At 66.1% G+C, this 20,603-nt stretch carries 22 protein-coding genes; 4 read left to right on the top strand and 18 right to left on the bottom strand.

The window, feature by feature from the left end:
* Positions 1–4: 4 nt before the first annotated feature.
* From paaN to paaA, 6 genes are all read right to left on the bottom strand, one after another.
* Complete coding sequence (gene paaN, locus AC6LJ2_RS14120) at positions 5–1,669, bottom strand: phenylacetic acid degradation protein PaaN (protein ID WP_263910737.1); 1,665 nt, start codon at positions 1,667–1,669, stop codon at positions 5–7.
* Positions 1,670–1,741: 72 nt separating this feature from the next.
* A complete protein-coding gene (paaE, locus tag AC6LJ2_RS14115; RefSeq protein WP_263910736.1) occupies positions 1,742–2,830 on the bottom strand; it encodes a 1,2-phenylacetyl-CoA epoxidase subunit PaaE in 1,089 nt (362 codons plus the stop codon).
* Between the two features lie 12 nt (positions 2,831–2,842).
* On the bottom strand, positions 2,843–3,331 hold the full coding sequence (paaD, locus tag AC6LJ2_RS14110) for a 1,2-phenylacetyl-CoA epoxidase subunit PaaD (RefSeq protein ID WP_263910785.1): 489 nt from the start codon (positions 3,329–3,331) through the stop codon (positions 2,843–2,845).
* Between the two features lie 14 nt (positions 3,332–3,345).
* Positions 3,346–4,110, bottom strand: a complete 765-nt coding sequence (paaC, locus tag AC6LJ2_RS14105; protein ID WP_263910734.1) for a 1,2-phenylacetyl-CoA epoxidase subunit PaaC — start codon at positions 4,108–4,110, stop codon at positions 3,346–3,348.
* A 15-nt stretch (positions 4,111–4,125) separates the two neighbouring features.
* Positions 4,126–4,410: a 1,2-phenylacetyl-CoA epoxidase subunit PaaB gene (gene paaB / locus AC6LJ2_RS14100; RefSeq protein ID WP_175195307.1), complete on the bottom strand. Its 285-nt coding sequence runs from the start codon at positions 4,408–4,410 to the stop codon at positions 4,126–4,128.
* Positions 4,411–4,495: 85 nt separating this feature from the next.
* Positions 4,496–5,485 (bottom strand): 1,2-phenylacetyl-CoA epoxidase subunit PaaA, encoded by a 990-nt coding sequence (gene paaA, locus AC6LJ2_RS14095; protein WP_263910732.1) that lies wholly within the window; start codon positions 5,483–5,485, stop codon positions 4,496–4,498.
* Between the two features lie 172 nt (positions 5,486–5,657).
* Between paaA and paaX the strand changes: the two genes are divergently transcribed.
* On the top strand, positions 5,658–6,593 hold the full coding sequence (paaX, locus tag AC6LJ2_RS14090; RefSeq protein ID WP_263910731.1) for a phenylacetic acid degradation operon negative regulatory protein PaaX: 936 nt from the start codon (positions 5,658–5,660) through the stop codon (positions 6,591–6,593).
* A gap of 24 nt (positions 6,594–6,617) precedes the next feature.
* Here paaX and AC6LJ2_RS14085 read toward each other — a convergent pair whose 3' ends face one another.
* Together AC6LJ2_RS14085 and orn are read right to left on the bottom strand one after the other, a co-directional pair.
* Positions 6,618–7,262 carry an NAD(P)H-hydrate epimerase gene (locus tag AC6LJ2_RS14085; RefSeq protein ID WP_498151589.1) on the bottom strand — a complete coding sequence of 215 codons (645 nt, stop codon included), beginning with the start codon at positions 7,260–7,262 and terminating at the stop codon, positions 6,618–6,620.
* 5 nt (positions 7,263–7,267) lie between these two features.
* Entirely contained in the window at positions 7,268–7,813 is a 546-nt protein-coding gene (orn, locus tag AC6LJ2_RS14080) for an oligoribonuclease (protein WP_263910728.1), read from the bottom strand.
* A gap of 61 nt (positions 7,814–7,874) precedes the next feature.
* Between orn and AC6LJ2_RS14075 the strand changes: the two genes are divergently transcribed.
* Together AC6LJ2_RS14075 and rsgA are read left to right on the top strand one after the other, a co-directional pair.
* The gene (locus AC6LJ2_RS14075) at positions 7,875–9,125 is read left to right on the top strand and encodes a M48 family metallopeptidase (RefSeq protein ID WP_498151588.1); all 1,251 of its coding nucleotides are present in this window, start codon (positions 7,875–7,877) and stop codon (positions 9,123–9,125) included.
* Positions 9,122–10,084 carry a ribosome small subunit-dependent GTPase A gene (rsgA, locus tag AC6LJ2_RS14070; protein WP_263910725.1) on the top strand — a complete coding sequence of 321 codons (963 nt, stop codon included), beginning with the start codon at positions 9,122–9,124 and terminating at the stop codon, positions 10,082–10,084. Before AC6LJ2_RS14075 ends, rsgA begins: the two co-directional genes overlap by 4 nt.
* 95 nt (positions 10,085–10,179) lie before the next feature.
* Here the strand turns inward: rsgA and AC6LJ2_RS14065 are convergent, their stop codons facing one another.
* Both AC6LJ2_RS14065 and rplS read right to left on the bottom strand, forming a co-directional pair.
* On the bottom strand, positions 10,180–10,911 hold the full coding sequence (locus AC6LJ2_RS14065; RefSeq protein ID WP_445658478.1) for a CoA pyrophosphatase: 732 nt from the start codon (positions 10,909–10,911) through the stop codon (positions 10,180–10,182).
* Positions 10,912–11,034: 123 nt separating this feature from the next.
* Positions 11,035–11,415, bottom strand: coding sequence for a 50S ribosomal protein L19 (rplS, locus tag AC6LJ2_RS14060; RefSeq protein WP_006218237.1), 381 nt, complete (start codon positions 11,413–11,415; stop codon positions 11,035–11,037).
* Between the two features lie 233 nt (positions 11,416–11,648).
* On the opposite strand from rplS, the gene AC6LJ2_RS14055 reads away from it, so the two are divergent.
* The gene (locus tag AC6LJ2_RS14055; protein ID WP_263910722.1) at positions 11,649–12,521 is read left to right on the top strand and encodes an EamA family transporter; all 873 of its coding nucleotides are present in this window, start codon (positions 11,649–11,651) and stop codon (positions 12,519–12,521) included.
* A 12-nt stretch (positions 12,522–12,533) separates the two neighbouring features.
* Here AC6LJ2_RS14055 and AC6LJ2_RS14050 read toward each other — a convergent pair whose 3' ends face one another.
* The 8 genes from AC6LJ2_RS14050 to cysT form a co-directional block, all read right to left on the bottom strand.
* The gene (locus AC6LJ2_RS14050) at positions 12,534–12,998 is read right to left on the bottom strand and encodes a hypothetical protein (RefSeq protein WP_498151587.1); all 465 of its coding nucleotides are present in this window, start codon (positions 12,996–12,998) and stop codon (positions 12,534–12,536) included.
* A 100-nt stretch (positions 12,999–13,098) separates the two neighbouring features.
* On the bottom strand, positions 13,099–14,451 hold the full coding sequence (locus AC6LJ2_RS14045) for a PA0069 family radical SAM protein (protein WP_445658475.1): 1,353 nt from the start codon (positions 14,449–14,451) through the stop codon (positions 13,099–13,101).
* A 213-nt stretch (positions 14,452–14,664) separates the two neighbouring features.
* Positions 14,665–15,963: a sulfate adenylyltransferase subunit 1 gene (locus tag AC6LJ2_RS14040; protein WP_263910718.1), complete on the bottom strand. Its 1,299-nt coding sequence runs from the start codon at positions 15,961–15,963 to the stop codon at positions 14,665–14,667.
* Positions 15,964–16,005: 42 nt separating this feature from the next.
* Complete coding sequence (gene cysD / locus AC6LJ2_RS14035) at positions 16,006–16,914, bottom strand: sulfate adenylyltransferase subunit CysD (RefSeq protein WP_498151586.1); 909 nt, start codon at positions 16,912–16,914, stop codon at positions 16,006–16,008.
* 40 nt (positions 16,915–16,954) lie between these two features.
* Entirely contained in the window at positions 16,955–17,710 is a 756-nt protein-coding gene (locus tag AC6LJ2_RS14030) for a phosphoadenylyl-sulfate reductase (protein ID WP_263910714.1), read from the bottom strand.
* Positions 17,707–18,771, bottom strand: a complete 1,065-nt coding sequence (locus AC6LJ2_RS14025; protein WP_263910712.1) for a sulfate/molybdate ABC transporter ATP-binding protein — start codon at positions 18,769–18,771, stop codon at positions 17,707–17,709. Before AC6LJ2_RS14025 ends, AC6LJ2_RS14030 begins: the two co-directional genes overlap by 4 nt.
* A gap of 25 nt (positions 18,772–18,796) precedes the next feature.
* Positions 18,797–19,696, bottom strand: a complete 900-nt coding sequence (cysW, locus tag AC6LJ2_RS14020; protein WP_263910711.1) for a sulfate ABC transporter permease subunit CysW — start codon at positions 19,694–19,696, stop codon at positions 18,797–18,799.
* On the bottom strand, positions 19,693–20,583 hold the full coding sequence (gene cysT, locus AC6LJ2_RS14015) for a sulfate ABC transporter permease subunit CysT (protein WP_263910710.1): 891 nt from the start codon (positions 20,581–20,583) through the stop codon (positions 19,693–19,695). Before cysT ends, cysW begins: the two co-directional genes overlap by 4 nt.
* Positions 20,584–20,603 lie beyond the last annotated feature (20 nt).

The raw sequence follows: 20,603 nt of genomic DNA, 5'->3' as shown, positions 1-20,603 counted from the left end.
CCGCTTAGATGTGACGGCGGGTCTGCACCACGCGGAAGCGGTTCGAGACGAAGGCCGTGTCGGACAGCGCCGCGTTGGCCGCCGGGTTGGCGCCGGTGCCGTGGAAATCGCTGAAGGCGGCCGTCTGGTTGACGAAGACCGCGCCCGTCAGGTTCAACGACAGCGACACGCCGGATTCTTCGGCGGCGTCCTGCACCTGCTCAGCCACCTCGTTGTTGGTGGTGTAGGCCGACAGCGACAAGGCGCCGTGCTGGATCACGCTGTCGCGCGCCAGCTGGATGCTGTGCGCGGTGGAATCGGTGGCCACCACGAAGGCGATCGGGCCGAACCATTCCTGGCTGATGGCGGCGTTGCCGGCTTCGGTGCGCAGCACCAGCGGCGTGCGCACGCGGGCGTTCTCGAACTGGGGATGGACCAGCGCGCGGCTGTCGGCCACCACCGGCATGCCCAGGGCGCGGGCCTTTTCGATGCGTTCCACGATGCCTTCGTTCTGGATCGCGCCCGTCAGTTCCACGGCCTTGGCGGCGTCGGCGCCCAGCTTGTCGACCGCGGCGCCCAGGGCGGCGGCGACCTCATCGAAGCTGACCCGGCCTTCGGGCGTCTGGATGCCGTCGCGCGGCACGTAGATATTTTGCGGCGCGGTGCACATCTGGCCCGAATACAGGGCCAGCGAGAACGCCAGGTTGCGCGCCACGCCCTTCAGGTCGGCGGCGGAATCGATGATGACCTGGTTGACGCCGGCCTTCTCGGTGTAGACCAGCGCCTGGCGGGCGTTGTTCTCGAGCCAGTCGCCATTGGCGGTGCTGCCGGTGAAGTCGATGATCTTGACGGCCGGGTCCAGCGCCAGCTGGCGGGCGGTATCTTCGTCGGCAGCATGCGCGGCCAGTTGCACCACGTCCGGATCGAAACCGGCTTCCTGCAGCACTTCGCGCGCCACTTTCACGGTGAGTGCCAGCGGCAGGATCGCGCCCGGGTGCGGCTTGACGATGACGGTGTTGCCGGTGGCCAGGCTGGCGAACAGGCCCGGATAGCCGTTCCAGGTCGGGAAGGTCGAGCAGCCGATCACCAGGGCCACGCCGCGCGGCACCACGGTGAAGTGCTTTTCCATGCGGATCGGCTCGTTCTTGCCTTGCGGCTTTTCCCAGATGGCCACGCCCGGAATGCGCGACATTTCCTGCCAGGCATACGCCACGGCTTCAAAGCCGCGATCCTGCGCGTGCGGGCCGCCGGCCTGGAAGGCCATCATGAAGCCCTGGCCGGTGGTGTGCTGCACCGCGTAGGCCATCTCGAAGCTGAGCTTGTTCAGGCGGGCCAGGATCTCGAGCGACACGCCCACCCAGGCCTGCGGGCCGGCGCGGCGCCAGTCGGCCAGCGCGCGCTTGGCGGCAGCGACCAGCTTGGGGGCCGGCACGTGGGGATAGGTGATGCCCAGGTCGAAACCGTAGGGGGACTTTTCGCCGCCCACGGTGCCGTCGGCATCGTGCTGCGTCAGCGGAAACGGCTTGCCCTGCAACGCTTCGAAGGCGGCGCGGCCGTCATCGTTGGCGGTTTCGCCGTAGTTGCGGGGGCTGGGGGATTCGGCGAACGGGCTCCAGTAGCCGCGCAGCGAGGCGGCGGCCAGGGCCTGTTCCAGCAGGGCTTGATGGCGTTCGAAGAATTTCTGGGACACTGCGTCTCTCCAAATATTGAATATTCTCTGCCCGGCCAGACCGGCCGGAACCGATGACTTGTCTCGCGGCGGTCAGGTTTCCTGGTCGAAATCGATGACCAGGCGGTCGCTGACCGGAAAGCTCTGGCAGCTCAGGATGAAACCCCGGGCCACCTCGTAATCTTCGAGGGCGAAGTTGGCATCCATGTCGACTTCGCCTTCCACCACCTTGCAACGGCAGGTGGAACACACCCCCCCCTTGCACGAATACGGCAGCTCGATGCCTTGCGCCAGCGCCGAATCCAGCACGCTGTCCTTGTTCTTGTCGATGACGAACTTGCGGCTGTGGCCGTCCTGCACCACGGTCACCTCGCACTGCCCCTTGCCGGGGGCCTGGCGGGCTTCCTGCCCGGTGCGCAACGCCCGCGGGCCCTTGGGCGCGCCGAACAGTTCGAACTTGATGTTCGCCTTCGGGATGCCGCGAGCCTGCAGGCGCTCGACCACGCTTTCGGTCATGGTCTGCGGACCGCACACAAAAGCGTAATCGATATCCTCGGGGCTCATCCAGGCCGACATCAGCTGGTCGACCTTGTCGCCATCCAGGCGGCCGTTGAAGAGCTCGATGTCCTGGGTTTCGCGGCTCATCACGTAGACCAGCGAGAACCGTTCCATGTACAGGTTCTTCAGGTCTTCGATTTCTTCGCGAAACAGCACGGCCGACGAGGCGCGGTTGCCGAAGAACAGCGTGAACTTGCTGTGGGGTTCGGTCGACAGCGCGGTCTTGACCAGCGAGAACACCGGCGTGATGCCGCTGCCCACCGCGAATGCCACGTAGTGCCGTGCGTTCTCGGGCGAGAAGTCGACGGTGAAGTTGCCGGCCGGCGCCATCACTTCCAGCGTCTGGCCCGGTTGCAGTTCATGGTTGGCCCAGCTCGAAAACGCGCCTTCGTCGACTTTCTTGATGGCCACGCGCAAGAGCTTGTCGCGCGGCGCCGAACAGATCGAATACGAACGACGCAGTTCTTCACCGTTCAACTGCGTACGCAGCGTCAGGTATTGCCCGGGCAGGAAGGCGAACTCATCGGCCAGCGTGTCGGGCAGGTCAAAGGTGACGACCACCGCATCGCGCGTGTTGCGCGCCACCGAGGCCACCTTCAGGGAATGGAATTGGTTCAGGCTCATGGGAAACCACGCTCAGTGAGTCTTGAAATAATCGAAGGGCTCGCGGCAGGCGACGCAGCGATACAGCGCCTTGCACGACGTCGAGCCGAAATTGCTGACCAGGCGCGTATCGCGCGAACCGCAGCGCGGGCACTCGATGGCCGGGCCGGCGGCGCGCCGGCTGATGCCCGAGATGTCGATGGCCTGCTGCGCGGGCGCGGCGATGCCGTAGCCCTTGAGCGCGGCACGCCCTTTTTCGCTCATCCAGTCGGTGGTCCAGGCGGGCGACAGGCGGGTCTGCACGCGGACCTCGCCGATGCCGTGGCGCGCCAGCACCTGGCGGATGTCTTCGGTAATCTCGCGCATCGCGGGGCAGCCGGAATAGGTGGGCGTGATGACGACCACACAGGCCTGCCCGTCCCAGGACACCTCGCGCACCACGCCCAGGTCGACCACCGACAGCACGGGAATCTCCGGGTCGGGGACCTCCTGCAGCCAGGCGTAGACCTGGTCGATGGACATGGGCGCCAGCGCGTTCACCAGGAGGCTCCCGGATAGGCACGCGGCAGGAACTGCATTTCGGCCAGCAGGTAGCCCAGTTCTTCGGTGTGCTTGCCTTGCCGGCCGCCCCGGTAGGCCAGGTGGTCCGCGGCCGCAGCATCGGGCACCGTCAGGGTGGCCTCTTGCAGCACTTCGCGCACATGCTGTTCCCAGGGGGCGCGCAGGGCCGCCAGTTCACAGCCGATGCCGCGCGCCGCCATGTCCTGGTCGATGGCATCGTCGGCGAACAGTTCACCGGTGAAGCGCCAGGCGTCGTCGATGGCCGCCTGCATGCGGGCATGGCTGACGTCGGTGCCGTCGCCCAGGCGCACCACCATGTCGGACGAACGCCGCACGTGATAGGTGACCTCTTTGAGCGACTTGGCGGCGATGGCGGCCACGCGCTCGTCGGCCGACTCGGCCAGGCGCTGCAGCAGGAAGTAGTGCCACACGTCGAACAGGAACTGGCGCGCCATGGTGTCGGCGTAGTTGCCATTGGGCCGCTCGACCAGCAGCGGATTGTGGAACTGGTGGGCGTCGCGCAGATACGCCAGCGCGTCTTCGTCGCGGCCGGCGCCTTCGACTTCGCCGGCCAGCGTCAGCCACATGCGGGCCTGGCCCAGCAAGTCCAGCGCCGTGTTGGTCAGCGCCAGGTCTTCTTCCAGGATGGGGCCGTGCCCGGTCCAGGCGCCCAGCCGCTGCGACAGGATCAGCGAGCTGTCGCCCAGGCGCAGCAGGTATTCAAAGAAAGTCTTGTCCATGTCTCCCCCGCCGCCTTACATGTGCTTGATTTCTTCGGGCATCGGGAAAAACGTGGGATGCCGGTAGACCTTGCTGTTGGCCGGTTCGAACAGGGGGTCCTTGTCGCCGGGGCTGCTGGCCGAGATATCGGCGGCGCGCACGACCCAGATGCTCAGGCCTTCGTTGCGGCGGGTGTAGACGTCGCGGGCGTGGTTGATCGCCATTTCCGCATCGGGGGCGTGCAGGCTGCCCACGTGCTTGTGCGCCAGGCCGTGCTGGCTGCGGATGAACACTTCCCACAGAGGCCAGTCTTTGCTCATGATGGATATCCTCGAATGCCGGGCGCGCGGCGCCCGGGTATGAATGGGTGACGGGGTGGAGACGCCGGGGCGGGCCCGGCCGGGTTCAGGCGGCCTTGCGTTCGGCCTGCTTGTCGGCGTAGGCGACCAGGGCGTCGCGCACCCAGGCACCCTCTTCGTGCGCCTTGACGCGCGCGGCCAGGCGCTCGCGGTTGCAGGGGCCATTACCCTTGAGCACCGCATAGAACTCGGACCAGTCGATTTCGCCGAAGTCGTAGTGGCCGCGTTCGGCGTTCCACTTCAGTTCGGGATCCGGCACGGTCAGGCCCAGGAATTCGGCTTGCGGCACGGTCTGGTCGACCATCTTCTGGCGCAGTTCGTCGTTGGAGAAGAGCTTGATCTTCCAGGCCATCGACTGGGCGCTGTTGGGCGAGTCGGCATCAGAGGGGCCGAACATCATCAGCGCCGGCCACCACCAGCGGTTCAGGGAGTCCTGCACCATCGCTTTCTGTTCGGGCGTGCCGTGCAGGCACATCTGCATCAGCAGGTCGTAGCCCTGGCGCTGGTGGAAGGACTCTTCCTTACAGACGCGCACCATGGCCCGCGCGTACGGGCCATAGGAACAGCGGCACAGCGGAATCTGGTTGATGATGGCCGAGCCATCGACCAGCCAGCCGATCATGCCGATGTCAGCCCAGCTGAGCGTGGGGTAATTGAAGATGCTGGAGTACTTGGCGCGGCCGGCGTGCAGGTCGTCGATCAGGTCGTCGCGCGACACGCCCAGGGTTTCGGCGGCGCTGTACAGGTAGAGCCCGTGGCCGGCTTCGTCCTGCACCTTGGCCAGGAGGATGGCCTTGCGCTTGAGCGATGGCGCGCGGGTGATCCAGTTGCCTTCGGGCAGCATGCCGACGATTTCAGAGTGCGCGTGCTGCGAGATCTGGCGCACCAGCGTCTTGCGGTAGGCCTCAGGCATCCAGTCCTTGGCCTCGATCCGCACGCCATCGTCGATGCGGCGCTGGAACGTCTGTTCCGGGCCTTCGAGCTGGTCCGCGGTCTTGACCTGCTTGACGCCGGTTTCGACGAGTTGAGCGTACATGGTTGTCTCCTTGAGACGGTTTGCGCAAACGCAAAGCAAACGTCGCGCAGTGCCGTCATGTCATAGGTGGATTATTTAATACAAAAAAACCATTGTCAAACTCAAATCTGTATCACATTGGATTTATGTATCATATCGAGGATCCCGATACCGGCCGTCCCTGGCCCCCCTTATGGCAAACCCTCAGTCGCCCCTGGACCGCTACCTGTCACGCTTGATCAAGAACGATCCGCCGCGGGCCAAATCCCTGTGCGTGAGCCTCTTGGGAGACGCCCTGACGCTGCATGGCGGCGCCATCTGGCTGGGCGACCTGATCGAGCTGCTGGCCCCCCTGGGCATCAACGAACGCCTGCTGCGCACCAGCGTTTTCCGGCTGGTGGCGCAGAACTGGCTGCAGTCCGAACGCCACGGCCGGCGCAGCCTCTACCTGATTTCCGAACACGGCGCACGCCATACCGCGCACGCCTCGCAGCGCATCTACGAGGGCGCTCCGCGTGACTGGAACGGGGAATGGACGCTGGTGGCCCTGCCCCGCACCGGCAACGGCCTGGCCGAGCGCGCCGAGCTGCGCCGCGAATTGGTCTGGGAAGGCTTCGGCATGATCGCGCCGGGCCTGTTCGCCCATCCGCATACCGAGGCCCGCGCGGCGCACGAAATCCTGGAAAAGCTGGGTATCCCCGACCGCGCCCTGGTGCTGTCCGCACGCGACCTGGCCGGGGCGGGCGGCCTGCCCATCGCCAGCCTGGCCTCGCAATGCTGGAACCTGGACGACGTGGCCGAGCAATACCGGCAATTCATCAAGAATTTCGGTCCGCTGGAAAAGCTGCTGGAAGACGCCCCGGCGCCCGCCGAGGCATTCATTGCACGCGTGCTGCTGCTGCACAGCTGGCGCCGGATCGTGCTGCATGACCCCCAACTGCCCACGCCCATGCTGCCGGACAACTGGCCGGGCCACGCGGCGCGCGAGTTGTGCGGGCGCATCTATTGGCGGGTCTTCGATGCCTCGGAAGCCCACCTGGATGCCCTGGCGGGCAAGGACAACGCGCGCTACACGCCCCTGAAGGCCGAAGGCGAGTCGCGCTTCGGCGGACGACCGCAAGCCGCCTGACCGGCGCACGCGAGCGGCAACGGTTCAGCCCGTGGCCGCGGGCGGCGGCATTGCCACGCCCAGATCATGCACGTGGCATTCACCCGCCGCATCACGGCCCTCTCCCGGCGCCTCCAACCCGCGCGCCATGGCAATGAAGCACAGCGTCCAGCGGGCGCGCACGGGCCGGCCCAGCGCCCGGCCGGTATCCGCATCGATGCCGCTGGGCACATCCAGCGCCAGCACCGGCGCAGCGCCCGCATTGACGCGGTCGATCAGGACCTGCCAGGAGGTTTCCAGGGGACGGTTCAGGCCAATGCCGAACAGACCGTCGATGATGACGGCGTAACGGTTGAGGTCGGGGTCGGGGTCGGGCAAGACGGCGAGCGCCGCGCCGCCGGCATCGCACCACTGTTGCCAGGCGCGGGCGGCATCAGGCGGCAAGGCGCCCGATCCGGCCGGCATGACCACATCCACCGCGAAGCCGAGCGCCTTGAGCCGCGTGGCCGCGGTCAGCGCATCGCCGCCGTTGTTGCCGGGGCCGGCCAGCGCCAGCACCCGATCGGGCGGGGCAAACCGCGAGGCGATGAAGTCGGCCGCGGCGGCGCCCGCAATGGGCATCAGTTCCCGCCCCTGCGCCAAGGCCAGCTGTTCGGCCTGGCGTATCTGGGCAACGGGAAAGGACGCCATGAGGCTTACACCTTGAGGAAATGCTCGCGGTAGTACTTGAGTTCGTCGATGGATTCGTAGATGTCGGCCAGCGCTTCGTGGCGGCTTTTCTTCTCGAACCCCTTGTATACCGCGGGGGCCCAGCGGCGCGCCAATTCCTTCAGCGTGCTGACGTCCAGGTTGCGGTAATGGAAGAACTGTTCCAGGCGCGGCATGTAAGCAAACATGAAACGGCGGTCCTGGCTGATGGTGTTGCCGCACAGGGGCGACTTGCCGGCCGGCACGTGCTGCGCAAGAAACGCCAACAGCGTATCCTCTGCTTGGTATTCGGAAATCGTCGACGCGCGCACCTTGTCGATCAGGCCGCTCTTGCCGTGGGTGGACTTGTTCCAGTTGTCCATGGCGTCGAGCAGGCTGTCGGGCTGGTGCACCACCAGCACGGGGCCTTCGGCGACCACGGTCAGGTCGGCTTCGGTCACCACCACGGCGACCTCGATGATGCGTTCTTTTTCAGGGTCCAGGCCCGTCATTTCCATGTCGAGCCAGACCAGGCGGTTTTCGTTCACAGCCATATAATTTGCCTATAAAACACGCGATTTTCGCACATACCTACTTGAGCCTGCCGCATTGCCCATGTTCACACTGCTGTTCGTTGCCTTCCTGCTGACCGATATCGCCGTGCGCATGTGGCTGGCCACCCGGCAGATCCGCCACGTGGCGCGCAACCGCGACCAGGTGCCGCCTGAATTCTCGCACCGTATCGGCCTGGCCAGCCACCAGCGGGCGGCGGACTACACGGTGGCCCGGGTCAAGCTGGGCATGCTCGAACGCACCTACGACGCCATCCTGCTGGTGTGCCTGACGCTGATGGGCGGGCTGCAGGCGATTGATCTCCTGGTGGGCCAGCTTACCAGCAATGATTTCCTGCGCCAGATGCTGTTGCTGGTCGCCGTGGCGCTGCTGCTCGGCCTGCTGGGCCTGCCCTTCACGCTGTGGCGCCAGTTCAAGCTCGAAGCCCGCTTCGGCTTCAACCGCATGACGCCCGAACTGTTCCTGTCCGACGCCTTCAAGGGCTTGCTCGTCGCCGCCGTGCTGGGCCTGCCGCTGGCCGCCGCGGTGCTCTGGCTGATGGGCAGCGCCGGGCAGTACTGGTGGGTATGGGCCTGGGCCCTCTGGACCGCCTTCAACCTGGCACTGCTCATCATCTACCCGATGTTCATCGCGCCGCTGTTCAACAAATTCACGCCGCTGTCCGACCCTGAACTGGCCGGCCGCATCCAGCGCCTGGCGCAGCGCTGCGGCTTTGCGCTCAATGGCCTGTTCGTCATGGACGGCTCACGCCGCTCGGCGCATGGCAACGCCTATTTCACAGGTTTTGGCCGCTCGCGCCGCATCGTGTTCTTCGACACCTTGCTGGCCCGCCTGAACGCCGACGAAATCGAAGCCGTGCTGGCCCACGAACTGGGCCATTTCGCCAAGCGCCACATCATCAAGCGCATCCTGTTCAGCTTTGCCGCCGCCCTGGGCTTTTTCGCCATCCTGGGCTGGGTGTCGCAACAGCCCTGGTTCTATGAAGGGCTGGGCGTGCTGCCGCAATTGGGCGGGCGCAACGATGCCATGGCGCTGCTGCTGTTCTTTTTGGCCATTCCCGTTTTCACCTTCATCTTCACCCCGCTGGCCAGTTGGTATTCGCGCCGCGACGAATTCGAAGCCGACCGCTATGCGGCCGAGCAAAGCTCGCCCGACCGCCTGGTATCCGCCCTGGTCAAGCTCTACGACGACAACGCCGCCACCCTGACACCCGATCCCGTGCACTCCGCCTTCTACGATAGCCATCCCCCCGCCGCCGTGCGCATCCGCCACCTGACGGCGCACGCGGCATGAGCCTGTCCGACCGCTCCAAAGCCACCTTCGCCAGCGCGCCGCAAGACAGCGCACCGGCCAACACGGCCAACGAAGGCCGCATCATTGCCGCCCACGGCCGCCACTACACCGTCGAACTCGCCGACGGCAGCCTGCGCAAGTGCTTCCCGCGGGGCAAGAAGGCCGGCGCCGCCGTCGGCGACCGGGTCCGCATCACGCCCCAGGGCCAGGACGAAGGCGCCATCGACGCCATCCTGCCGCGGCGCAACCTGCTGTACCGGTCAGACGAAATGCGCTCCAAGCAATTTGCGTCCAACGTCGACCAGTTGCTGATCGTCGTCGCGGTACAACCCACGTTTTCCGACGACCTGACCGGCCGCGCGCTGGCCGGCGCCTGGAGCGCCGGCATCGCCCCGCTGATCATCCTGAACAAGACCGACCTCGTCGACGCCCTGCCCGCCGCCCGCGCGCGCCTGGCGCCCATCGCCGCGCTGGGCGTGGACATCGTCGAGCTGAGCGCGCTCGAACCCGAAAAAGTGCATACCGTGCTGGCCCCGCGCCTGGCGGGCCGCACCAACCTGCTGCTGGGGCAAAGCGGCATGGGCAAATCCACGCTGCTGAACGCGCTGATCCCCGACGCCCTGGCCGCCACGCGCGAACACTCCACGGCGCTGGACATGGGCAAGCACACCACCACCAGCACGCGCCTGTATCATCTGCCGGCCCCCGGTGGCGACCTGATCGATTCGCCCGGGTTCCAGGCCTTCGGCCTGCAGCACCTGACGCGCGAAGACATCATCCGGGGCTTTCCGGAATTCACCCAACCGATCGAATCCTGCCGCTTCTACAACTGCACCCACCGCCACGAGCCAGGCTGCGGCGTGGTCGCGGCGCTGCAAGCGGGCAAGATCGACCCGGCCCGCTATGCGCTGTACCAGCGCATCCTGGAAGAAAACCTGGCGGGTCAGCAACGCTACTAAGCCGTCGCCGGCGGCTGCCGGGGTACATCGACGCCTTGGCACGTCGATCCCGGCTGAGTTCTGCCTGCCACGCTGGCGGCAGGCCGCGCAGTCCTTCAGCGCGGCTGAAAGCCGTTGCGCAGCAGGTGGTAAAGGTTGCGCAACATGCCGGCCGTGGCCCCCCAGATGAAGTGCCGGCCATAGGGCATGCCGTAGTAATGGCGTACCCGGCCATCGTCCAGCCGCGCCTCGTACAGGCGGTGGTTGGCCGGGTCCATCAGAAATGCCAGCGGCACTTCGAACACCTCGGCCACCTCGAACGCATCAGGCGCCAACTGGAAACCGGGTGTCACGAGCGACACCACCGGAATGATCGAAAACCCCGTCGCCGTCAGATAGGGCGGCATGCTGCCGAGCACTTCGACGTGATTGGCGGGCAAACCGGTTTCTTCCTGCGCCTCGCGCAGCGCCGCGGCAATCGGGGTGGCGTCGCTGGTTTCGATGCGTCCGCCCGGAAAGCTGACCTGCCCCGCATGGTCATGCAGGTGCGCAGCGCGCTGGGTCAGCATGATGTGCACACCGTTGGTACGCGTGACCAGCGGGATCAGCACGGCCGCCGGCACAGGCACGCCTTCGCGGCCGGGATAGCGCAGATCGTTGTCGCGTGACAGCTCCAGGGTCCAGGTGGACGGCTGGCTGAGCGTGCCGCGCAGCAGATCAGGGGTCAGCAGGTTGGCGGGCACCGCCGGCAGGGAATCGTTGGCGACGACCCATGGCTGCGACGCCGGATCGAATCCGGGACGCGCCAGCGGCCGCCTGGGCCGAGCAGAAGACGAGGAATCAGACATTCGGCTTTTCAATAAGAAAAAGGCACCCTCGCAGGTGCCTTTTTAACCCGGAAACCCGTGCCGAACGAAAACGCTGGATGGCGTGTGCGTCCGACACTGGTAGGGCCGTGTGCCGATAAGCGATCAAGCCGCCGAGGCTTGCTTGCTGACCAGCTTTTCCTTGATACGCGCCGACTTGCCCGAGCGGTTGCGCAGGTAGTACAGCTTGGCGCGGCGCACGTCGCCGCGGCGCTTGACTTCGATGCCGGCGATTTGCGGCGAGTACAGCTGGAACGTACGTTCCACGGCTTCACCCGACGAAATCTTGCGCACGGTGAACGCGGAGTTCAGGCCGCGGTTGCGCTTGGCGATCACGACGCCTTCGAAGGCCTGCACGCGCTTGCGGGTGCCTTCAACGACGTTCACGCTCACGATGACGGTGTCACCAGGAGCAAATTCAGGCTTGGCTTGGCCGCCGGTCAGGCGGGCAATCTCTTCCTGTTCCAGGATAGCGATAAGGTTCATGAGAACTCCTAGATCATCGTGCCTTTGCGGACTAAAACGCTTTGCCGTTCGATGTTGGTTAGGCCGTTAAAACCCATTGGCCTTGTACCGCAAGCAGAGGATGAGATTTGGCAAACCAATGATTCTACACCAAAATTTGCCCGGGGCGTCAGGTAACATGGAGGCCTGCCTATCGCTTTGCGGTACCCTAGCGGTTCCTGTAACAAACACGTCACAAGACGCTGTCTTTCCCCATGTCGTATTCGTCCCTGATATTGGTCGTCCTGGCGGCGATGGCCCACGCAACGTGGAATCTACTCGCCAAGCGCGCGGCCATGGTGGGCGCCCCCTTCGTGTTTGCCTACGGGCTATGCGCCTCGGTGCTGTACGCACCCTGGGTGGTGTGGGTGCTGCTGCACGACGGCATGACATGGACCTGGCCTGTGGTGGGGGCCATTTTGACGTCCAGCCTGTTGCATCTGGGCTACAGCCTGTGCCTGCAGCGCGGCTACCAGGTGGCGGACCTGTCGGTGGTGTACCCGATCGCCCGGGGCACCGGCCCGTTGCTCTCGACCACCGGCGCCTTTTTGCTGCTGCGCGAACCCGCCACGGGCACCGGCATCGCGGGCATGCTGTGCGTGGTGATCGGCGTGCTGTTGATCGCCACGCAAGGTCGGCTGTCGATTTTCCGCAACCCCCAGGCCTGGGTGGGCGTGCGCTGGGGCATGGTGATCGGACTGTTCATTGCCGCCTACACCGTCGTGGACGCCTATGGCGTGAAGGTGCTGTTGATCAGCCCGGTGCTGTTCGACTGGTTTACCTGCGTGACCCGCACCACCATGATGACTCCCCACATGCTGCGCCGACGCGCCCAGGCCTGGGAATCCATGCGCGGCCACTGGCACCTGGCGCTGGCCGTGGGCCTGCTGTCGCCGCTAGGCTACATCCTGGTGCTGTATGCCCTGCGCAATGGCGCGCCACTGAGCCTGGTGGCCCCCGCGCGGGAAATGTCGATGATGCTGGGCACCCTGGCCGGCATGTTCCTCTTGCGCGAGAAAGTGGGCCCGGGCCGGCTGGCAGGTTGCCTGGCGATTCTGGCCGGCGTGGTGCTGCTGGGGTCGACCTGACCCCGGCGAGGGTCAGAATCCGCCGGCGGCGCCCAGCCACATCAGCGCGGGGATCATTGCGCCCCACGCCAGCACCAGCACCACATCCACCACCATGCTCTTGATGCTGACCTGATCGGACACCGGCTCGACCGTGGCGTTGCCCAGGCTGCGTTCGCGCGGGCCGCGCACGACGTTGCCGGCAGCGGGCACCGCCACATCGGTCGCGGCCGGCGGAAACGGCCACTTGCCCGGCAGGGTGCCGGAACGGCTGCCCTTGCCGGTATCGGCCGCGGCCGTCCCGGACGACGCTACGCCGCCCACCCCCAACGTCAGGTCCATCGCCTGCCCCCGTGCCCCGGGCGCGGCCGTCCAGGGCATGTCCAGTTCGCTGAAACGGGCGCCAAACGTCCGAACGCGTTGCACGGCGCGGCGCAGCGGGGTCAGCGATACGGCGGCAAGATCGTCCGGCAGGACGGAAAGTTGAGCGGTGTTCATAGGAACTCCTTGGTAGCGCGGTAAAAACGACAGTCAGGATCGACGGGTAATAACAGCGGCCCAGCCAGACGGACGACAGCGGCCGTCCGACACCCAGGCGTCAGTCAAATAAGGACAGCTGCCCGGCAGCCACGGCGCGCCATTGGCGCTCGCCGCGCACCAAGGCGCCGCCCGCAGGCGGGACGCTGGAAAAAGGGACCCCTGAAGACGCTTTCGCGCCAACCGGGGATAGGAAAACGGGGGAATCGGGCACACCGGCGGCCGCCGAAAACAAGGAGTCGGCGCCACCCGCCGCCAAGGGCGGCTGGAAACGGTCGGTATCCAGCGCCAGGCGATGGCGGTTCAGGCCCAGCTTGCGGGTGGCCACGGCAAACCGCTGGCGCAGCAGGTCGGCCCAGATGCCGGTGCCGCGCATGCGCGAGCCGAAGTTGGGATCGTTGCGACGGCCATTGCGCAGGTCTTCGATGCGGTGCAGCACGCGCTGGGCGCGATCCGGGTAGTGTGCGTTGAGCCAGTCTTCGAACAGGGTTTTGACTTCCCAGGGCAGCCGGATGACGGTGTAGCTGGCGTAATGCGCGCCGGCCGCCTTGGATTCCTGCAGGATGTGTTCCATGGCGTCGTCGTTGATGAACGGGATAACGGGCGCCACCAGCACCCCGACCGGCACGCCGGCGTCCGTGAGGTTGCGCACGGCTTCCAGGCGGCGCCAGGGCGCGGCGGCGCGCGGTTCCAGCGTGCGGGCCATGCCGGCGTCCAGCGTGGTGATGCTCATGTAGACCACCACCAGCTTCTGTTCGGCCAGCGCAGCCAGGAGGTCCAGGTCACGGGCGACCAGCGCGTTCTTGGTGACGATGGTGACCGGGTGCCGGGTTTCCAGCATCAGTTCGAGCATGCCGCGCGTCAGGCGCCAATCGCGCTCGATGGGCTGGTAGGCGTCGGTAGCCGACCCGATATTGATGGGCGACGGCTTGTACCCCGGCCGGCTGATTTCGGCCCGCAGCGCCTGGACCGCATTGGCCTTGGCCACGAGGCGGGTTTCGAAGTCCAGCCCGGGGGAATAGCCCAGGTAGGAATGGGTGGGCCGGGCATAGCAGTAGACGCAGCCGTGTTCGCACCCGCGGTACGGGTTGACTGCCACGTCGAAGGGAATGTCGGGCGAATCATTGCGCGACAGGATCTTGCGGGCTTCTTCGGCAGTGACGGTCGTCTTGGGGGCCGCGGGCGCCAGTCGGGCGTCGGGCAGGATGGGAATGACTTTGGGGGAAATATCGGGGACAGCATCGACGAAATCAGCCGGAAGACCCGAAGCGGACCAGCCGTCGTCGACCTGCACGCGGTCATCGCGCTGAAAGCGATGCCGAACATTAGTAACCGCACCCCGACCGCGCAAGGCGGCGGGGGCGGCAGCCGGGGACCCAGAACCGGCGGGAAAAGAATGATCGGTGCGTGCCATGAAAACTACTGTACAAAAACACAGTGGTTTTGACAAGCACCAAAAGCCTTTTCGTAAGACAGCCCCACTTTACCGCAAGACGAAGACGCCGTCCGGAGAATTCGATTTCATCTTGCGATATCGCCCGGAAACCCGCACCAGCATTAGGTTTGGAATAAAAACAACACCCCATTTCACGACCCATGGGACGCTGTTTTCCGGCCCGCCTGCGGTTTACCGAAGCATGCCCGCCGCCGCCGTCTGATGCGTGGCCTCGTCGATCAAAATGAAGGCGCCGGTCGCCGCCACATCGTCGTATCGATCGACCGCCAACGCTTCACGCGTGGTGAACGTGACGCGACCGATGTCGTTCATGCGCAGCGTGCCTTCCGTGTTCTGCACTTCCTGCAGTTCGTGGATATCGCGATGAGACAGCACCGCGCGAATCTTCGCCGATGTCAGTCGCGTGCCATGCTTGAGCAAATACTTGCGCGCAGGATTCAGCGGCTGCGTGTCGAGCCAGCACAGCTCGGCTTCGAACTCGCGCGCGACTTGCGCTTGCGCCTGCGCGTGCACGATCACGTCGCCGCGCGACACGTCGACATCACGGTCCAGCACCAAGGTGACCGAATCGCCGGCCACCGCTTCATCGAGCACGCGGTCGAACACGCGCACCTCGCGCACGCGCGCCGTCACACCCGACGGCTGCACGGCGATCTCGTCGCCCGGACGCAGTACGCCGCTGGCGATGCGGCCCGCATAGCCGCGGAAGTCGTCCTTGCGATCGCCATCGTGGCGCGCCACCCATTGCACCGGAAAACGCAGCGGGCCGCTGCGGCCATCGCCGGACAGGTCCAGCGATTCCAGCAGCGTCAGCAGCGGCTGCCCCGTGTACCAGGGCGTCTTGTCCGACAGCGTCACCACGTTGTCGCCATTCAGCGCTGACAGCGGCAGCGCATCGAAGTGCGCGATGCCGAGTTTGCCCGCCAGGTCGGCATAGGCGTCGCGGATGCGCTCGAACACCGCGCGGTCCCAGTCCACCAGATCCATCTTGTTGACCGCCACCACGATGTGGCGGATGCCCAGCAGGCGAGCGATGGTGCTGTGGCGCTTGGTCTGCGGCAAGAGCTTGCCATCGGCTGCGCGGGTGGCGTCGATCAGGATCACCGCCACGTCCGCCGTGGATGCGCCCGTCACCATGTTGCGGGTGTACTGCTCGTGGCCCGGCGCGTCGGCGATGATGAACTTGCGGGCGGGCGTCGAGAAGTAGCGGTAGGCCACGTCGATCGTGATGCCCTGCTCGCGCTCGGCCTCCAGGCCATCGGTCAGCAGCGAGAAGTCGATGCCGCCTTCGGCCACGCGCTTGTACTTGGCGCGCGAGATCGCATCCAGCTGGTCGGCGAACACGCCCTTGCTGTCATACAGCAGGCGGCCGATCAGCGTGGATTTGCCGTCGTCGACCGAACCGGCCGTGATCAGGCGCAGCACGCCCGTGCCGGCGCCCGAAAGAAAAGAATCGTTTACTGCATTCATGTGCGTCCCCTGTGGCCGGCGCTGCGCCGGCCGCTCGTGCAATCAGAAATAGCCTTCTTTCTTGCGGCGCTCCATCGAGGCCTCGGAAGTCTGGTCGTCCATGCGCGTGGCGCCGCGCTCGGTGATATCGGTCACGGCCGTCTCGGCGATGATGGCGGCGGTGTCGGCGGCGCCGGACGCCACCGGGCAGGTGCAGGAGATATCGCCCACCGTGCGGAACCGCACCGGCAGGCGCTCGACCGTCTCGCCGTCCTGCGGCGGCGTCAGGCGCGTCACGGGCACGAGCAAGCCCTTGCGCCGGATCACCTCGCGCTCATGGCTGAAATAGATGGGCGGCAGGGCCAGCTGCTCGCGCTGGATGTATTGCCAGACGTCCAGTTCGGTCCAGTTCGAGATCGGGAACACCCGCATGTTCTCGCCGCGATGCACCCGCGTGTTGAACAGGCTCCACAGTTCCGGGCGCTGGGCCTTCGGGTCCCATTGGCCGAACTCGTCACGAAACGAGAAGATGCGCTCCTTGGCACGCGCCTTTTCCTCGTCGCGGCGGGCGCCGCCGATGCAGGCGTCAAAGCCGAATTCCTCGATCGCCTCCAGCAGCGTCACGGCCTGGGCCGCGTTGCGCGAATCGGTCTCGCGGCGCAGCACCACGCTGCCACGCTTGATCGAGTCTTCCACGCTGCGCACGATCAGCGTCTCGCCCAGCTCGGCGGCGCGGGCATCGCGAAAGGCGATGACCTCGTCGAAGTTGTGGCCGGTGTCGATGTGCATCAACGGAAACGGGAAGCGCCCGGGGCGAAAGGCCTTCTCGGCCAGGCGCAGCAGCACCACCGAGTCCTTGCCGCCCGAAAACAGCAGCACGGGCTTTTCGCTCTCGGCGGCCACCTCGCGCATGATGAATATGGCTTCCGATTCCAGCCAGTCCAGGTGGCTGCGTTGGATCACTGCGGACATAGGTATTCCCCTAAAACAGATTTCTGATGGGTGGCGAGCGTCACGCGCGTTCCGGCACGACGCTGATGACCCGGTTGCCTGCGTGCAGGCCGCATTCCTTGGAGTCCGACGACTCCCACCACCACCGCCCCGCCCTCAGGTCTTCGCCCGGACGGATCGCGCGGGTACAGGGTTCGCAGCCGATGGACGGATAGCCCTGGTCGTGCAACGGGTTGTAGGGAATGCCCAGGGCGCGGATGACGCCCCAGACATCCGCTTCGCTCCAGTCGGCCAGCGGGTTGAACTTGTAGAGACCGAAGGTCTTGTCGTCTTCTTCCAGGTGCAGTTCGCCGCGCGTGGTCGACTGCGCCCGCCGCTGACCCGTGATCCAGGCGCCCCGGCCGGCCAGCGCACGCTTGAGCGGCTCGACCTTGCGAATCTGGCAACAGGCTTTGCGCAGGTCCACGCTTTCGTAGAAGGCAAAGGCGCCGTGCTCGGCCACGTGCTGCTCGACGGCGGCCGCCACCGGCCGATACACGGTGACGTCGCGCCCATAGCGCTGGCGCACGGCGTCCAGCACCCCCAGCGTTTCGGCGTGCAGGCGGCCGGTGTCCAGCGTGAAGACCTCCAGGTCCAGCCCCGATTCATAGATGGCGTGCGTCAGCACCATGTCCTCGGCCGCCAGGGACGAGGCCAGCGCAGCGTCGGGATAGCGCTGTGGGATAGCCGCAAGGCGGGACGTCAGTTCAGCCCAGCGCGCCGCCAGCACCGGATCGGCATCCAGCCCGGCCTGCGAAGACAGTTCGGTCGTGGTCATGATTGCACCGCAAAAATGCGTGCCCGCCGCGGACGGGCCAACAAGGTTTCGCCATCTTTCAGGCCCAATTCCCGGTACAGGTGCTCGGGCACCTCGGCCTCGATGATGGCGTCGGAGTCCTGGCGCGTCAGTTCCAGATAGGCGCTGGGACCGGCCAGATAGGCATGGGCCAGGCGTACCGGGATGCCGGCACCGCCGGCCTGATAGCGTTCGATATCCAGTTCATGCGGCCGCACATAGGCGGTGGCACGCTGGTTTTCGGCCTGCGCCAGCTCGGGCGCCGGCAGCGACAGGCCCGCGCCTTCCCACACGCCCCGGCTGGCCACGCCTTGAAGCTGATTGACGTCGCCCAGAAAGCCGTAGACGAACGGCGTGGCCGGCTCTTCCCAGACTTCGCGCGGCGTGCCCACCTGTTCGATCTTGCCCGCATTCATCAGCACCACCCGGTCGGCCACCTCCAGCGCCTCTTCCTGGTCGTGCGTGACGAACACGCTGGCCACATTCAGTTCGTCGTGCAGCCGGCGCAACCAGCGACGCAGCTCCTTGCGCACCTTGGCGTCGAGCGCGCCGAACGGCTCGTCCAGCAGCAGCACGCGGGGTTCCACCGCCAAGGCGCGCGCCAGGGCGATGCGTTGGCGCTGGCCGCCCGACAGCTGGGCCGGGTAGCGGTCCGCCAGCCAATCCAGTTGCACCAGCCCCAGCAGGTCATGCACCTTGCGCCGGATCTGGTCTTCCGCGGGCCGTTGCGAACGATGCTTGACCCGCAGTCCAAAGGCCACGTTCTCGAACACGGTCATGTGCTTGAACAACGCGTAGTGCTGGAATACGAATCCCACCTGGCGCTGGCGCACGTCCACGGACGTCGCGTCCTCGCCGGCAAACAGCACGCTGCCGCTGTCGGCCGATTCCAGCCCCGCAATGATGCGCAGCAGCGTGGTCTTGCCGCAGCCCGAAGGCCCCAGCAGCGCCACCAGCTCGCCCGTCTCGATGTGCAGGGATACGTCGTTCAGCGCCCGGAACTGGCCGAAACGCTTGGATAGGTTGCGAACTTCGATGCTCATGCTTGTCTCCGTCTGGCCGGCCGCGTCAGGCGGCGGCCGGCTTGATGGCCGTCGCGGGCCCGGGATACTCGACCGGCAGTTCGGCGGCCCGCAGGTAGCGCGCATTGCGCCACTCGACCACGTTCTTGGCCACCAGCGTCACCAGCGCCAGCAGCGCCAGCAGCGAGGCCACGGCAAATGCCGCCGAGTACTGGTATTCGTTGTAGAGAATCTCCACGTGCAGGGTCATGGTGTTGGTCAGGCCGCGGATCTGGCCGGACACGACCGACACCGCGCCGAACTCGCCCATGGCGCGCGCATTGCAGAGAATCGCGCCATACAACAGGCCCCACTTGATGTTGGGCAGGGTCACCCGCCAGAAGATCTGCCACCCGCTGGCGCCCAGCGTCAACGCGGCCTGCTCCTCTTCGCTGCCCTGCGCCTGCATCAGCGGAATCAGCTCACGCGCCACGAACGGAAAGGTTACGAACAGCGTGGCCAGGATGATGCCCGGCACGGCATAGACGATCTTGATGTCGTTGTCCTGCAACCAGCTGCCGAACCAGCCCTGCGTGCCGAACAGCAGCACGAACACCAGCCCCGCCACCACGGGCGACACCGAGAATGGCAGGTCGATCAGGGTGATCAGGAACTGCTTGCCGCGGAACTGGAATTTGGTGATGGCCCAGGCGGCGGCCACGCCGAACACCAGGTTCACCGGCAGCGCGATGGCGGCCACCAGCAACGTCAGCCGGATGGCCGACCAGGCGTCGGGCTCGACGATGGCATCGAGATACAGCTGCCAGCCCTTGCGGAAGGCTTCGACGAACACGGCGGCCAGCGGCACCAGCAGGAACAGCGTCAGGAAACCCAGCGCCAGGAACAGCAGGATGCCGCGCACCCAGCGCGGCTCGGTCAGGTGGGCGGGACGGTCCGCAACGCTCATGCCTGTCTCCCTTGGCCGCGGCGGGCCTGCCAGCCCTGCAGCAGATTGATGACAAAGAGCAGCACGAAGGACAACACCAGCATCACGGTCGCGATCGCCGCGGCGCCCGCGTAGTCGAACTGCTCCAACTTCGCGATGATCAGCAGCGGCGTGATCTCGGACACCATCGGCATATTGCCGGCGATGAACACCACCGATCCGTATTCCCCCACCGCGCGGGCAAACGCCAGCGCGAACCCGGTCATCAGCGCCGGCAGGATGGTCGGCAGCAGCACGCGCCGGATGGTCTGCCAGCGGTCGGCGCCCAGGCTGGCCGCCGCCTCTTCGATCTCGCGTTCGACGTCTTCCAGCACCGGCTGCACCGTGCGCACCACGAACGGCACGCCGATGAAGATCAGCGCAATGACGATGCCCAGCGGCGTGAACGCCACCTTCAGGCCGAACCACTCGGCCAGCGGCGCGCCCAGCCAGCCTTTCTCGGAATACAGCGCCGTCAGCGCGATGCCGGCTACCGCCGTGGGCAGCGCGAACGGCAAGTCGACCAGTGCGTCCAGGATCTTCTTGCCCGGAAAGCGGTAGCGCACCAGCACCCAGGCCACGATCGTGCCGAACACCAGGTTCACCAACGCGGCCAGCAGCGACGCGCCGAAGGTCAGCTGATAAGACGCCACCACGCGTGGCGCCGTCACGGCGTCCCAAAAGCCCTGCCAGCCGAGCGAGGCGCTCTTGATCGGCAATGCTGCCAGGGGAATCAGCACGAGCACGCTCAGGTACAGCACCGCGTAGCCCATGGAAATGCCGAAACCGGGCAGCACGCCCGGGCTGTTGCGCCGAACGGCAAAAGGCGCCTGCGCGCCCTTTGCCGTCGGAATCGAGGCTGAAGTCATGGCCGTCGTCCGCTGGTGGT

Source organism: Achromobacter sp. 1014246743 (assembly GCF_059760725.1).
Note: the sequence above shows the minus strand (reverse complement) of the source record. Positions and strands in the feature narration are given on the sequence as shown.

Coding starts and splice junctions, on each gene's coding strand:
- paaE (WP_263910736.1), bottom strand. CDS start 2,830: ATGAGCCTGAACCAATTCCATTCCCTGAAGGTGGCCTCGGTGGCGCGC.
- paaD (WP_263910785.1), bottom strand. CDS start 3,331: ATGTCCATCGACCAGGTCTACGCCTGGCTGCAGGAGGTCCCCGACCCG.
- paaC (WP_263910734.1), bottom strand. CDS start 4,110: ATGGACAAGACTTTCTTTGAATACCTGCTGCGCCTGGGCGACAGCTCG.
- paaB (WP_175195307.1), bottom strand. CDS start 4,410: ATGAGCAAAGACTGGCCTCTGTGGGAAGTGTTCATCCGCAGCCAGCAC.
- paaA (WP_263910732.1), bottom strand. CDS start 5,485: ATGTACGCTCAACTCGTCGAAACCGGCGTCAAGCAGGTCAAGACCGCG.
- paaX (WP_263910731.1), top strand. CDS start 5,658: ATGGCAAACCCTCAGTCGCCCCTGGACCGCTACCTGTCACGCTTGATC.
- AC6LJ2_RS14085 (WP_498151589.1), bottom strand. CDS start 7,262: ATGGCGTCCTTTCCCGTTGCCCAGATACGCCAGGCCGAACAGCTGGCC.
- orn (WP_263910728.1), bottom strand. CDS start 7,813: ATGGCTGTGAACGAAAACCGCCTGGTCTGGCTCGACATGGAAATGACG.
- AC6LJ2_RS14075 (WP_498151588.1), top strand. CDS start 7,875: ATGTTCACACTGCTGTTCGTTGCCTTCCTGCTGACCGATATCGCCGTG.
- rsgA (WP_263910725.1), top strand. CDS start 9,122: ATGAGCCTGTCCGACCGCTCCAAAGCCACCTTCGCCAGCGCGCCGCAA.
- AC6LJ2_RS14065 (WP_445658478.1), bottom strand. CDS start 10,911: ATGTCTGATTCCTCGTCTTCTGCTCGGCCCAGGCGGCCGCTGGCGCGT.
- rplS (WP_006218237.1), bottom strand. CDS start 11,415: ATGAACCTTATCGCTATCCTGGAACAGGAAGAGATTGCCCGCCTGACC.
- AC6LJ2_RS14055 (WP_263910722.1), top strand. CDS start 11,649: ATGTCGTATTCGTCCCTGATATTGGTCGTCCTGGCGGCGATGGCCCAC.
- AC6LJ2_RS14050 (WP_498151587.1), bottom strand. CDS start 12,998: ATGAACACCGCTCAACTTTCCGTCCTGCCGGACGATCTTGCCGCCGTA.
- AC6LJ2_RS14045 (WP_445658475.1), bottom strand. CDS start 14,451: ATGGCACGCACCGATCATTCTTTTCCCGCCGGTTCTGGGTCCCCGGCT.
- AC6LJ2_RS14040 (WP_263910718.1), bottom strand. CDS start 15,963: ATGAATGCAGTAAACGATTCTTTTCTTTCGGGCGCCGGCACGGGCGTG.
- cysD (WP_498151586.1), bottom strand. CDS start 16,914: ATGTCCGCAGTGATCCAACGCAGCCACCTGGACTGGCTGGAATCGGAA.
- AC6LJ2_RS14030 (WP_263910714.1), bottom strand. CDS start 17,710: ATGACCACGACCGAACTGTCTTCGCAGGCCGGGCTGGATGCCGATCCG.
- AC6LJ2_RS14025 (WP_263910712.1), bottom strand. CDS start 18,771: ATGAGCATCGAAGTTCGCAACCTATCCAAGCGTTTCGGCCAGTTCCGG.
- cysW (WP_263910711.1), bottom strand. CDS start 19,696: ATGAGCGTTGCGGACCGTCCCGCCCACCTGACCGAGCCGCGCTGGGTG.
- cysT (WP_263910710.1), bottom strand. CDS start 20,583: ATGACTTCAGCCTCGATTCCGACGGCAAAGGGCGCGCAGGCGCCTTTT.